This is a genomic window from Legionella sp. D16C41, assembly GCF_048541585.1.
GTDB lineage: Bacteria > Pseudomonadota > Gammaproteobacteria > Legionellales > Legionellaceae > Legionella_C.
The window spans coordinates 2,258,360-2,272,206 of the sequence record NZ_CP183303.1 but is presented as its reverse complement, the minus strand read 5'-3'; the positions used below and the strand labels follow the sequence as shown (position 1 = coordinate 2,272,206).

Here is a 13,847-nt window from a genome sequence, read left to right as displayed (position 1 = left end):
AAGTTGAGATTATTTTATTAATTAGTGAATCCTAAGCTAAACATGAAACGGATGATTCATACAAGCAAATCCAGAGTTTAAAATCTATTTAGCTAAAGAATAGATTTTAAATTATACAAACTTAGCTGTACTTTAAATCATATATAGGATGATAAGTCGTAAAGACCAAGTTATAATACGGCCAATATGATTTACAGGTTGGTTAATGAATAAGCAAGATTTTTATTTCGATTTGCCTGAAGAGCTTATTGCTCAACACCCTTTAGAAAATCGTCGCGATTCGCGTTTACTATATTATAAGCGTCAGGAGGATACTTATCAGCATTCGCAATTTAATCAATTGCCTGACTTATTAGAGCCTGGCGATCTTTTAGTAATGAATGATACAAGAGTAATTCCAGCTCGTTTTTTTGGTGTAAAAGAAACAGGCGGTAGAGTTGAGTTTTTGATTGAGCGCATTCAAGATGATCATCATTTTCTTGCTCATATTAAAGCTAGCAAAGCGCCGCGGGCTGGTATGCTTATTTTTCTTAATGCTGGCTGGCAAGTAAAAATTATTGCTAAAAATGATGACTTATATCAATGCTATGTTGAAAGTGATCTTGACACTATGCTTGCAGAAATTGGTCACATCCCGCTTCCGCCATATATTACTCGACCTGATGAACTTAAAGATAAAGAGCGTTATCAGACTGTTTATGCTAAACATAAAGGTTCTGTAGCAGCTCCTACAGCCGGTCTGCATTTTGATGAATACTTATTAACTCAATTACAGGAAAAAGGAATAAAGATTGGTTATTGTACTTTACATGTAGGAGCTGGAACATTTAGGCCAGTTCGTTGTGATAAAATCATCGAGCATAAAATGCATAAAGAACAATATATTATTAGTGATTTACTATGTGACTTAGTAAAACAAACTAAATTACAAGGTGGACGGGTAATTGCTGTAGGGACAACCTCCATGCGTAGTTTAGAAAGCGCAGCCTGTGAGGGCAGTTTAAAAGCAGGTAGACAAGAAACAGATATTTTTATCTATCCTGGCTATACCTTTAAACTTTGTGATGGTTTAATTACCAATTTTCATCTGCCTGAATCAACTCTATTGATGTTAGTATCAGCCTTTATTGGTTATAACCAAGCTATGGCTTTATATAAAGAGGCTATTACAAAACGTTATCGTTTTTTTAGTTATGGTGATGCCTGTTTATTACTATAGAATGGATTATTAAAATGCAGTATGTTTTTGGCCAATTAATTCCTACACTATCAAGTCATGCGGGTAGCTCGCTTACTTTTGCCAATTGGCAAGAAGCAGGTGTCCAGACTATTTCCTATAATTTAGAAGAGTTATTGATAAAACCAGGTTTGACGATACTTAAAAAGTTGGCTCACTTAACTAATTATATTACGTGGCCTGGTGAAATTGTCTTAGATGCAACGATGTTAACCTCAACGAAGGAAGGTATTTATCACATTCGTTCTGTTTATGATGGTCAGCTTATTGAAATTACTGTACCGGCGGTAGCATTACTAATCAACCAGCTTAAACCTAATAAAGTACTTCTTCCACCAGGGAGTCTTAAATATTTTGATGATTTTTGGCACTCTATATCTGCCGAAATTGAGCTTTACCTTCATCAAGACGAATTAACAGATGACCAAAAAGTTGCTGGTTATTATATTATCTATACTGCACAACCGTTTGATAATTTTTATATCAATTTGCAACGCCTAAAACATAGCGTTTATCTAATTGGCGATTTTGATTTTGGAGCGATGCAAACTCTTTTTAAAAATAATTATAACATCCAGGCAGATAGACCTGCTTCAGATGCAATGGCAGGAATATTTTATGCAAACCAGGAAAAATTAAATATTTTAAGCCAAGAATTTCAGCGGGATTACCAAGCTCTTGCCAAGAATTGTCAGTGCCAAACTTGTCTTAAGCAACTAACGCGCGCTTATCTACACCATTTACTTCAACAAACGCCTCTCTTAGCCCAACGTTATTTAATCCAGCATAATATTCATTATTGTCAAAATTATTTTATTAATCAAAATTAAAGGTAGATGCTCATTTACGAGAGCTTAAAATATCGCTATGATGTCCGCATTCTTGTCCTGCCTTACTATATAGGGTAAAGATACAATAGAGTTCTTTCTAAATTGTTGATAATTAATCTCAGCGAAAAGAACTTCAAAACGCTTAGGTATTTCATGTACACTGCGTTTTTTATTTCTTTATTAGACTGACTGTATTGTCATGAATAATTTGGAAAGGACTCTAATGGCAAATTTGAGGAGATCGGTATGAGTTTTTTTATCAATGATGCGATAGCTGCAGCTGCAACAGGGCCTAGTGCAGGCCAGACAGAAGGAGCATTTCCATTGGTTATGTTGATTGCTATTTTTGTCTTATTTTACTTTATGATAATAAGGCCAAACAATAAAAGAGCAAAAGAACACCGCGATTTAATAAGTAGTTTAAAAAAAGGCGATGAAATTGTAACTTCTGGTGGCATAGTAGCAAAAGTAGTTAACATCGAAGAACAATTTATTAAAATCAGTGTTACTGAGGGTGTGGAAATTAATATTCAACGTAATGCTGTTGTTTCAGTATTACCTAAAGGTACGATTAAAGCCCTTTAAGTTGGTAGGGACTAGACTTATGATGCAAAACAAATATCCGTTTTGGAAAAACATAGCGTTAGTTATTATTGCAGTAGTTGGCCTGCTTTACGCTGTACCTAATCTATATAGTGAAGATCCGGCTATTCAGATATCTTCACAAACAACTATAGACGTTGAGCAGCTCAAAGAACAAGTTGCAACACTGCTTACTGATGCAAAAATAAATTACAATTCACTATCAGTAGGTAACGAGAGTGTCGAAATAAGATTTTCGTCAACCGACACCCAGTTATTAGCTCAAGATGTTCTTAAAAGAGGCCTAGGTCAAGGTTATACGATTGCATTAAATCTAGCGCCTGCTACTCCCAGTTGGTTTAGTCGAATAGGTGCTGAACCTATGAAGCAAGGCCTCGATTTACGGGGTGGTGTGCATTTTCTGCTTGAAGTCGATGTGGATAGTTTAATTAATCGACGCTATGAAGGTTTAATGAAGAATATTGGCCAGGATTTACGAGAAAAAGGAATACGGTATGCAGGTATTCGTTATTTTCCTGATAAAGGGATCAATATTATTTTTCGTACGCCAGAAGCTATTGATGATGCAGCACTTGAAATTAAAACTAATTTGCCTGGCATAGTGCTTAACAAATCTAAAGAAACCAATACGCTTAATCTAGCTTTATCACCAGCTGAACTTAATTCAATAAGGCAAAATACTATTGAACAAACCATGAGTATTTTACGTAATCGAGTAAATGAGCTTGGTGTGGGTGAAGCTGTTGTACAGCAACAAGGAGCTACACGTATTGCGGTTGATTTACCAGGTATTCAAGATGCCGCACGCGCTAAACAAATTTTAGGTGGTACCGCAACATTAGAATTTCATTTAGTAGATCAGGAAAATGATCCGCAAATTGCTAAGCAAACTGGCGCTGTTCCTGTAAATAGTAAACTTTATATGATGGATGGCCGCCCAATTTTGTTAAAAAAACAGGTAGTGCTAAGTGGGGACTCTATTACTAGTGCTGTCTCAAGCTTTGATCAACAGTCTGCCTCACCAGCAGTACAAGTACAGCTTGGCGGTGGCGGTGAGAGTTTATTTACCAAAATAACGCGTGAAAATATTGGTAAAAGGATGGCAATTGTTTTTGTGGAAACAAAAACAAACATGCAAACTGTCAATGGCGTGGAAAAGCGAGTTTCTCATCGTGAAGAGCGCGTTATTAGTGCCCCTGTTATTCAAAATGCGTTAGGAAATAACTTCCAAATCACAGGTCTTGCAGATACTAAAGAAGCTAGTAATTTAGCGTTATTACTTCGTGCCGGTGCATTACCTGCAGTTATCTACCCTGTTGAAGAGCGCACAGTCGGGCCTTCTCTAGGTAAAGAAAATATCCGCCGTGGTATTGTTTCTTTAGAAGTTGGTATGGGTTTAATACTAGTACTAATGTTAATTTATTATCGTTTTTTTGGTTTGGTCGCTAACATTGGTTTATTTTTAAATCTTATTTTATTAAGTGCGCTTTTATCAATTATTGGTACCACACTTACCTTACCAGGTATAGCAGGCTTTGTATTAACAGTAGGTATGGCAGTTGATGCAAACGTTTTGATTTATGAGCGTATCCGCGAAGAGTTGCGTCATGGTATGTCGCCTCAAGCTGCAATTTATGCCGGTTATGATCGCGCTTTTTCAACCATTATCGATGCTAATGTGACAACATTAATTGTCGGTATCGTGTTATTTGCTATTGGAACTGGTCCTGTACGTGGCTTTGCGGTTATTTTATCGCTAGGTTTATTAACTTCTATGTTAACAAGTATTACTTATACGCGGGCTATAGTGAACTGGTATTATGGCAGGCGAAACGTAAAAAAATTATCTATAGGTATTTAAGGCGAGTAATAGATGGAATTTTTTAATCCAAATTCAAAAATAGATTTTATGGGGGCAAGAAAGTGGACAGCTATATTTTCTGCCCTAATTTTTGTTATCTCGATTAGTGCCTTACTAATTAATGGGCTGAAGTGGGGGCTTGATTTTACTGGCGGCACGCAAATTGAAGTTTCTTTTCCTAATGCGGCGGATTTAGCGGTGATTCGCGATAATCTTTATAAAGCTGGGTTTAAAGAAGCGCAAGTAATTAGTTATGGTACTTCTAAGGATGTATTAATTAGTATTGCTCCAAGAATCAATCAAGAGCAAAGTATCTTAGTTGATAAGGTAATGAATGCACTGCCGGCAGGAGCAATTAAGCAGCGAGTAGATTTCGTTGGCCCGCAGGTAGGGGAAGAGTTAGCTACTAAGGGTGCTTTAGCTATTATTGTTTCTTTATTAGCTACAATGATTTATATAGCTATGCGTTTTGAATACCGACTAGCTGTTAGCTCGGCCGTCGCATTAATCCATGATCCAGTATTAATATTAGGTATATTTGCTATGTTTAATATTGAATTCGATCTAAAAGCACTCGCAGGCTTATTAGCAGTCATTGGTTATTCACTTAATGATACGATAGTCGTTTTCGATAGAGTCAGAGAAAATTTTGTTAAAATTCGGCGGGCTGAGCCATTAGAAATTATGAATATTTCTATTAATCAGACTTTATCAAGAACTATCATGACTTCACTGTTGACCTTATTTGTTGTTGTCGCATTGTTTGTTTATGGTGGTGAAACTATTCGTGGTTTTGCGCTAGCATTAATAATAGGTATTATTATTGGAACTTATTCTTCTATTTATGTAGCTGGTGCTTTAGCAGTCGGCATGGGTTTAGATAGAAAGGATTTTCTTCCAGCGCAGCGTCGCGAAATTGATGACAGGCCTTAAAACAGATAAATAAGATAGCTACATTCGGCAGTAGAAACCCTAATAAGGGTTTTGGCTGTCGAACCTAGACTACTCTAAATAAAGTAAAGCTGGGCTAATAACAGTCTATGAGTAAGAACGCGATATATAATAAATCTTAATATTCGTTAGAATCTTAAGTAACTATCGCCTAATTACAAACTAGTTATAATTTAATTTTTAAGCATTAATGACAATATGAATTTGTTGCGCGGTGTAAGCTTACTGCCAGACTTTAAAGCCGGAACAGTAGTAACTATAGGAAATTTTGATGGTGTGCATCTAGGGCATCAAGCTTTGCTAATGCAATTAAAAGCACAGGCCTTAGAATTTAAGCTCCCAACAGTAGTGCTAATTTTTGAACCACAGCCTGGTGAGTTTTTTTATAGGAGTAAGGCTCCAGCACGACTAACTGATTTAAGAGAAAAAATAGAGAACTTAAAAAAATTACAAATTGATTATGTTTGTTGTATAAAATTTAATTATGCATTAGCAAATATGCAGCCAGCTGATTTTGCTTCACACTATTTCTTTTCTGCATTGCAAGCAAAGTATTTACTAGTGGGGGAGGACTTTCGTTTTGGTCAAAATCGACAAGGTGATGTAAATTTACTGGCTGAGCTAGCTAAAGAGGCTAATTGTAAGCTTGATATTTTTTCGAATTATTTATTAAATGACCAGCGCATAAGTTCGACTAAAGTAAGAGGTTTATTAGCTGAGGGACAATTAAATAGTGCGCAAGCTTTATTAGGTAGACCTTATAGTATCTGTGGCCGTGTTGTCGAAGGGCAAAAGAGAGGTCGCCAATGGGGTATTCCTACCGCAAATTTAAAATTGCATCGCTTAACGTTACCTTTAAACGGCGTTTTTTGCGTGCAAGTTGAACATAGTAATGGCTGCATATCTAACGGCGTTGCTAATATAGGATGTAGACCAACTGTAGATGGTAACCGCAATGTGCTCGAAGTACATTTACTTGATTTTAGTGGTAATTTATACGGTGAAATGCTAAAAGTTATTTTTATGCATAAATTGCGCGATGAGGCAAAATTTTCATCTATTGAAAAGCTTATAAATCAAATACGAAAGGATGTGGTTGCAGCAAAAGGTTATTTTAGTGATTTAATTGTATAAATTTGGTAGATCAATAGATATTTTGAATTGTGGTGGAAAACTTACTTAGAATGTAGTTTAAGCTAAAATTATTCTTAGGAAATAGAAGGGTAGTATTCTCCATAAGCATTTTAAAGTATGATTTTCATGCATTGCGCTTAAATAAAAACCTTTTAATAAGTAGAGGTGCTCTATTAAAGGTGCTAACTTAAAAGAATGCTGCTGTTATTCCGTGTGAGAGAACGCTATTTCTAGTTAGACACCGCGCATGGACTAAAATAGATTTTCCTACGCCCAAACAGCAGAATATCTTTTTTTGCGAAGGGAATAAAATTCTTAAGTTTATACCATTAGGCGATCTATTACGTATAAATAATATTCAGTTTTAATTTGTATAGAGTAACAATAGAATGGCAGATTATAAAGATACCTTAAATTTACCTTATACCGCTTTTCCAATGAAAGCCAATCTTGCTCACCGTGAGCCACAAGTTTTAGAAACATGGTACTCAACTGATCTATATCAAAAAATTAGAGAAGCACGCGCTCAAGACAAGCGTTTTATCCTTCATGATGGGCCACCCTATGCCAATGGCCATCTGCATTGCGGCCACGCGTTAAATAAAATTTTAAAGGATATTATTGTTAAAGCAAAAACAATGAGTGGCTTTGATGCACCTTTTGTTCCTGGTTGGGACTGCCATGGTTTACCAATTGAGTTAAATGTTGAGAAAAAAATAGGTAAAGCAGGCGTAAAGGTAGATGCTAAAGAGTTTCGTTTAAAATGTCGTGAATATGCTGCAAGTCAAATTAATATACAACGTGAAGAATTTAAACGATTAGGTGTTTTTGGCGACTGGGAAAATCCTTATGCAACTTACAATTATAACTATGAAGCTGGAATTATTCGCTCGCTTGGTAAAATAATTGAAAATGGTCATTTACAGCAGGGATTTAAGCCCGTCCACTGGTGTATTGATTGTGGATCTGCCCTAGCAGAAGCAGAAGTTGATTATGAAGATAAAACTTCGCCTTCTATAGATGTTGCTTTTTATGCAAAGGAACCTAACGATATTATTAGTTTATTTGCACAAGATTTATCAGTTAAGCCTGTAATTGTTCCTATTTGGACCACCACGCCCTGGACTTTGCCAGCGAACGAAGCAGTTACCTTAAACCCTAAATTAAATTACAATTTAATTGATGCTGGCGAAAATTATTTTTTAATTGTTGAAGATTTAGTTGAGCAAGTTATGAATCGTTATAAGCTTGCTGACTATAAAGTTTGTGGTAAGTTGCCAGGCGAAAGTTTTATTAAAATACTATTAAAACACCCTTTTTATCAACGGCTTGTGCCTATTATTACCGGCGAACATGTAACGACTGATTCAGGTACCGGGTGCGTTCATACAGCGCCGGCTCATGGCGTCGAGGATTACACAGTTGGTCAAATTTTTAATTTACCATTAATTAACCCTGTTTTAGGTAATGGTTGTTATAACGATACAGTGCAATATTTTGCCGGTATGCCAGTATTAAAAGCCAATGAAAAAATAATAGAGTTACTTGCTGAAAATAATGTGTTGCTCCATAAAGAATCAATTTTACATAGTTACCCACACTGCTGGCGCCATAAAACCCCAATGATCTTTTTAGCTACCCCGCAGTGGTTTATCTCTATGGATAAAAATAATTTAAGACAGATGATTGTAAAAGAGATTGATAAGGTTAATTGGGTTCCAGAGTGGGGTAAACCTCGTATTAGTAATATGGTTGAGAACCGCCCTGATTGGTGTATATCTAGGCAAAGAGCTTGGGGTACCCCTATTCCCTTATTTGTACATAAAGTAACCCGACAGCTACATCCAAATACGCTTGAATTAATTGAGCAAGTGGCAAAGCGAGTTGAAGAAGAGGGAATTGAGGCTTGGTTTGCATTACAAGCAGAAGAGCTTATCGGTGAAGATGCAAAAGAATATGATAAGCTAAATGATACGCTAGATGTTTGGTTCGATTCAGGTGTTTCTCATTATAGTGTGCTAATGCAAGATACGACATTAGGCTTTCCAGCTGATGTATACTTTGAAGGCTCTGATCAGCATCGCGGATGGTTTAATTCTTCTTTAACGACAGCGGTTGCTATGTATGATCAAGCGCCCTATAAAACAGTATTGACTCATGGATATACAGTAGACGCGGAAGGTAAAAAGCTTTCCAAATCGAAAGGTAATTATGTTTCTTTAGATAAACTCATTAATCAATATGGTGCTGACGTGCTACGATTATGGGTTTCATCAACTGATTATCGCAATGAAGTGAGCATCTCTGAAGAAATTATTAAAAGAACCAGTGATGCTTATCGACGTATTCGCAATACAGCGCGATTTCTACTAGCAAACTTAGTTGATTTTGAACCTGAAATTCATTTGCTATCAGAAGAGCAATTAGTTGCTTTGGATAGATGGGCAATAAAACGGACACAACTATTACAAGACGAAATTTTAGCAGCTTATCAGCAGTATAATTTTCATGTTATTTATCAAAAAATTCATAACTTTTGTGCGGTTGATATGGGTAGCTTCTATTTAGATGTGATTAAAGATAGGCAATATACAACACCTAAAAATAGTTTTGCGCGTCGTTCTTGCCAAACAGCGATGTATCATATTATTCAGGCTCTTGTTCGTTGGCTTGCACCTATCTTATCATTTACGGCTGAAGAAATATGGCAATTTATTCCGCAAAGTGCTAGTGAATCTGTTTTTTTACAAACTTGGTATACTGCTTGGCCTGAGCTTAAAGATATTGATATGAACTTTTGGCAACTGTTACAAGCTGTGCGCGATGAAGTTAATAAAGCACTTGAAGCTAAGCGTCAACAAGGTGTCATTGGCTCTGCTTTGGCTGCTGAAGTTACTTTATATGCAGGACCGGAGTTAGCGTCAAAATTAGCTAAGTTAGGTGAGGAGTTACGCTTTTTATTAATTACCTCTGCAGCTCAGGTTAAACCACTAGAGAGTAAGCCAACTGAACTTACTCTAAACTCTAATTTTGATTTAGCGATTGAGGTTAAAGCAAGTGCCTATGAAAAATGTGCGCGTTGTTGGCATCGAGTAGATGACATTGGTTTAAATCCAGAGTATCCTGATTTATGTGGTCGTTGTACAAACAATATAACTAACAAAGATGAGGTTAGATATTTCGCATGAGAAAATGGCCCTGGTTATTTTTAAGCTTAATAGTAGTTATTATTGATCAGCTCACTAAGTTTTGGGCTGCTACACAATTAATGCCTTATCAGCCAGAGCCGCTAATGCCAATGCTCAATTTTACCTTAGCTTATAATACGGGTGCTGCTTTCAGTTTTCTAAGTAATGCTGGTGGCTGGCAACGATGGTTATTTGCACTCTTTAGTTTATTAATGAGTGCTATTCTTTTAGTATGGCTTTTACGAACGCCTAAGCACTTAAAGTTACAGTTAGTAGGAATTAGCTTAATTTTAGGCGGTGCAATCGGAAATCTTTACGACCGAGCGATCGTTGGGTATGTTGTTGATTTTATTCAAGTCTACTATAAGAATTTCTACTGGCCAGTATTTAATATTGCAGATAGCGCCATTTGTATTGGCGCGTTCTTCTTATTAATTGATTTAAGCAAAAATAGCTGTAGACAGCGTGCTTAATTGAGTTACTTCTGGATTTAAAATACTCACTGCATCAACTGAGGGTAGAGATAAATAATGCTCAGCTTCATCCCATTCTACTTCAGTGGGAAATAAACGTAGCATAGGTAAGCATTTATTTAATAAAGCGCAAAATGATAAAGTAGAAGGGTAGGGGCGAACTTGATGATACCCTAGCGCCATAACTTGCATAGCCTCAGAAATAGTCGCAACGCCTGGTAAATAATTTATTGAATAAATAGCGGCTGTTTGTGCTATAGCAGGTAAAAAACCAGGACTAGAGGCAAAGTGTACACCAGCTTGATAACAATTTTCCAATTGCTGAGTATCCGTAATATTGGAAGCTCCAATTCGTAACTTTGGGAATTGCTGCAAAATAGATTTAAGTAATGTCTCATCATGTGTATTAATTTCAACAGCTGAAAAGCCGGCTTGGGCTACCTGTTGAAGCCTATTGAAAAGTAAGGCATCTACATCCAATGTGACAATAATTGTTTGTGTGTTAAATAATTTATCAGTCATTATACCCTTCATAAACAAACAGCAATGCACTTATGGTAGAAGACTTAACGCTTCTTAGCAAGTATCTTATGCATAGATTATTGGTAATGGTTTAAACCTTAATTATTTTGTCTTCTTTTAGGTTTTACGGGAAAGAGGCTGTTTAAAAATTAAACTTACTATTATTCAGTATGCTATATTTATATTTTAAGTAGAAGTTATATTTATGAGAAAGTCTGCCCTTCTTCTTGGAGTTTTTTTCTACTGCTTAAATGGGTATGCGCAAGCTTTTGAACATACTAAAGATAAACTAATACAACAACAAATTTTTTTAGATGAAAAAAATTTTAGTCCAGGCAAGATCGATGGAAAAAATGGTAAGTTTTTTCAACAAGCACTGCAATATTATAAATTATCTAACCCCCTAGAAGAAGTAATATCCCCTACACCTTATACTTTTTTGCGGCTTAATCCACTCTTTTTTTCTAATGAATCTAATTTCAGCTTAAAAGATGATAATCAGAATAAATTTAGCCAAAAATCGTCCTACTGTTGTACCTCTAAACTGCTTCAGGCAATAGTGCCATCTTCACCATATACTTTCTATACAATAAAAATTGGTGATAAAAACTATATAGGCTCTGTTCCTGAAAAAATAAGCATGCAGGCCAAACAGAAAAAATTACTTTACGCAAATTTTGCTGAATTTATTGCTGAGCGATTTCATACTGATAGAAATTTTTTAAAGAAGCTAAATCCAAATACTAACCTCAATACTTTAAAAGTAAATGATAAATTAAGAGTTCCCAATGTTACACCTTTTCTTATTGAGAATCTCACCCAAAAAGTACTTTATAAAAGTAATCAATCATTAAAAAATAGAGTTATTAAAATAAATACGCAAGCAAAAATTCTCCTGGTTTTAGATAATAATAAAATTATTGCTTTTTTTCCTATAACGCCAGGATCTAAAGAGTTACCTGCTCCTAAAGGAACATGGAAAATTAAGAGTATTATTTATCTTCCCTGGTTTAGATATGACAAAGAAATGCTGTTAAAAGGTAAGCGTAGTGCCAACTATTATAATCTTCCGCCTGGTGCTAATAATCCTGTGGGCGTAGTATGGATGAGTTTAAACAAAAAAGGTATTGGAATTCATGGTACTAACGAGTCTGAAACTATTGGGCGATCAACTAGTCATGGTTGTATTCGCTTAACCAATTGGGACATAGTAAAACTTAGTCAGTTAATAGCTCCAGGAGTAAATGTAGAGATTAATTAGAGTAAGTAGGTAAATTTTTCAGCAAAACTGCGCTGGCTAATTAGGACAATTTTGAAAAGGAGTGCCTTAATTACAAATACATTAAGGCTACAATTATTAATTGTTTAAAAATTCAAAGCAAGTATGTTTGCTTTTAAGGTTCGGCCTTGGCTTAACAGATAAATGTTACCAGCTAAAATACTTTAGGTGTAGAAATATTTTGTGGGGTAGTAACAGTTTGCGCTCGGGCTTGTTGCGCTTGTTCAGCCCGTAGCTCTCTATCTAGTGCTCTTACCAAAAAGCTTTGTAACTGAAGTGGAGAACCACTAGAGATAGTAGGCCTTGAATTTTCCATTCGTTGTGCTTTACCTAAATCATGATTAGGTTTTTTAAGCTCTGCTTGAATACTAGCTTTAGTCGCTTGTAGGTGTTCGAGTTTGTTCTTTAATTGAGTAATTTCTTGATCAATGCTGTGACTTCTTTCAGTATTATTTTGTAATCTTTTACCATGAAATTCTCTTTCAGCTTTTTGATTACTTTTAACAAGGTTCTTAATAGCTACCGAGTCTTGATACTTTGCATGAGCTTCACGTCTCTCTTTATCAGATAGTTTATTAATATCATTAACGCCGTTATTAACTAAATAAGATTTGCCATCATGCACAATGATTTTTTGATCAGGTTTGTGAACATAAGCTGCATCTTTAAAGGAACTTACTTCCTCATCATTTTCATCATAATATTTCTTTTCACCACTATAAACAGCAAGCATGTCTTTTAATCCGGCTGCTTGCAAATGGAGATTATTATGATGATGTAACAAATCCATTGCCTGTTTATCTTTACCATCAGCTACTAAAGCATCTATCTCTTGAACTTGCGCATCTAATTTTGCCTTAATGTCTTCAATTTGATTATTAATCTCCGTTTTAATTTTTTCTTCATCTTGAAGTTTTGCTAAGTCGGTGTCTACCTTATCAAGTTTATCGACACCGGAATTAAGCGCCGTATAGCGTTTTTCAATAGTTTCTTCATATTCATTAATCTTGATAAATTCTTGCTGGATTTTGTCTTTTTCAGCAAATTTGTCATTTAATTCATCTTGCACTTCTTTTTCAAGTTTTTCAGTTACTTCTAGTAAACCAGTCAATTCTTCTTTTTCTTCAGGTTTAAGAAGTTTCTGTGCATCTTGATGATGTAAAATTTTCTCAATTTGCTCTTGCACATAATCGTTAATTCTTTTTATGTATTCTTCTCTATCTTCTGCACGAGCAAGCTTCATGAGTAGGTAAGCTATTAGGCGATTACGAAAGAACTCTTCTTCCATAATTTCTTGTTTTAATTGCTTTTGTTCCTCAATCTTTTTAATAAATTCTTCTATTATATATTCACGAACTCGTTCGCCCGCGGGAGTCTTTTCTAAAAATTTTTCTACATCTTCTGCAGTTTTTAAGCCAAATTGGCCTAATTCGCGCTCAAACTCTTCAATTAATGCTGCTGCTATAAGCTTTTTGGAACTAGCAGATATATCAGACACATCAGCCGAGGATGATAAATTTAAATCATCCAGATCTATGTGTTGAGAATCTTCTGCTCTACCTTTAAGCCTGTTTATTAAGGAGTTAGCAAGAAGAGGCATTAATTTAATGTTCATAACAAAACTCACTTTTTATCTATTTTAATTATACCTAAATTGCTGTTCTTATAAAAGCCTTATTGAGCACAAATATATCAATTTTGGCTTTGCCTATCTGAATTAGGACTATTAAACTAGGCACTAAACCACTTCTTTCTTCATAATAACATCT

The 13,847-nt window shown here is 35.5% G+C and carries 11 protein-coding genes; 9 read left to right on the top strand and 2 right to left on the bottom strand.

The genetic code is table 11. From position 1 onward, the window contains the following. The first annotated feature begins 205 nt into the window (after window positions 1-205). The 8 genes from queA to lspA all read left to right on the top strand — a co-directional run bounded on the left by queA (window position 206) and on the right by lspA (window position 10,277). On the top strand, window positions 206-1,219 hold the full coding sequence (gene queA, locus ACNVED_RS09855) for a tRNA preQ1(34) S-adenosylmethionine ribosyltransferase-isomerase QueA (RefSeq protein ID WP_419418852.1): 1,014 nt from the start codon (window positions 206-208) through the stop codon (window positions 1,217-1,219). Window positions 1,220-1,233: 14 nt separating this feature from the next. Continuing rightward, entirely contained in the window at window positions 1,234-2,067 is an 834-nt protein-coding gene (locus tag ACNVED_RS09850) for a queuine tRNA-ribosyltransferase (RefSeq protein WP_419418851.1), read from the top strand. Window positions 2,068-2,313: 246 nt separating this feature from the next. Further along, on the top strand, window positions 2,314-2,652 hold the full coding sequence (gene yajC / locus ACNVED_RS09845) for a preprotein translocase subunit YajC (protein WP_419418850.1): 339 nt from the start codon (window positions 2,314-2,316) through the stop codon (window positions 2,650-2,652). A gap of 22 nt (window positions 2,653-2,674) precedes the next feature. Beyond that, the gene (gene secD / locus ACNVED_RS09840) at window positions 2,675-4,531 is read left to right on the top strand and encodes a protein translocase subunit SecD (RefSeq protein WP_419421169.1); all 1,857 of its coding nucleotides are present in this window, start codon (window positions 2,675-2,677) and stop codon (window positions 4,529-4,531) included. 12 nt (window positions 4,532-4,543) lie between these two features. Beyond that, window positions 4,544-5,464, top strand: coding sequence for a protein translocase subunit SecF (secF, locus tag ACNVED_RS09835; protein ID WP_419418849.1), 921 nt, complete (start codon window positions 4,544-4,546; stop codon window positions 5,462-5,464). 216 nt (window positions 5,465-5,680) lie between these two features. Further along, a complete protein-coding gene (gene ribF, locus ACNVED_RS09830; protein ID WP_419418848.1) occupies window positions 5,681-6,616 on the top strand; it encodes a bifunctional riboflavin kinase/FAD synthetase in 936 nt (311 codons plus the stop codon). A 389-nt stretch (window positions 6,617-7,005) separates the two neighbouring features. Next, window positions 7,006-9,804 (top strand): isoleucine--tRNA ligase, encoded by a 2,799-nt coding sequence (ileS, locus tag ACNVED_RS09825; RefSeq protein ID WP_419418847.1) that lies wholly within the window; start codon window positions 7,006-7,008, stop codon window positions 9,802-9,804. Beyond that, on the top strand, window positions 9,801-10,277 hold the full coding sequence (lspA, locus tag ACNVED_RS09820; RefSeq protein WP_419418846.1) for a signal peptidase II: 477 nt from the start codon (window positions 9,801-9,803) through the stop codon (window positions 10,275-10,277). The genes ileS and lspA overlap by 4 nt, the downstream gene beginning before the upstream one ends. On the opposite strand, the gene ACNVED_RS09815 is transcribed toward lspA, so the two are convergent. Next, entirely contained in the window at window positions 10,245-10,802 is a 558-nt protein-coding gene (locus ACNVED_RS09815) for a multidrug DMT transporter permease (RefSeq protein ID WP_419421168.1), read from the bottom strand. The two genes, lspA and ACNVED_RS09815, sit on opposite strands and share 33 nt — an antisense overlap. Window positions 10,803-11,004: 202 nt before the next feature. Between ACNVED_RS09815 and ACNVED_RS09810 the strand changes: the two genes are divergently transcribed. After that, window positions 11,005-12,060 (top strand): L,D-transpeptidase, encoded by a 1,056-nt coding sequence (locus ACNVED_RS09810; protein ID WP_419418845.1) that lies wholly within the window; start codon window positions 11,005-11,007, stop codon window positions 12,058-12,060. A gap of 172 nt (window positions 12,061-12,232) precedes the next feature. Here the strand turns inward: ACNVED_RS09810 and ACNVED_RS09805 are convergent, their stop codons facing one another. Beyond that, on the bottom strand, window positions 12,233-13,693 hold the full coding sequence (locus tag ACNVED_RS09805) for a hypothetical protein (protein WP_419418844.1): 1,461 nt from the start codon (window positions 13,691-13,693) through the stop codon (window positions 12,233-12,235). Window positions 13,694-13,847: the final 154 nt, after the last annotated feature.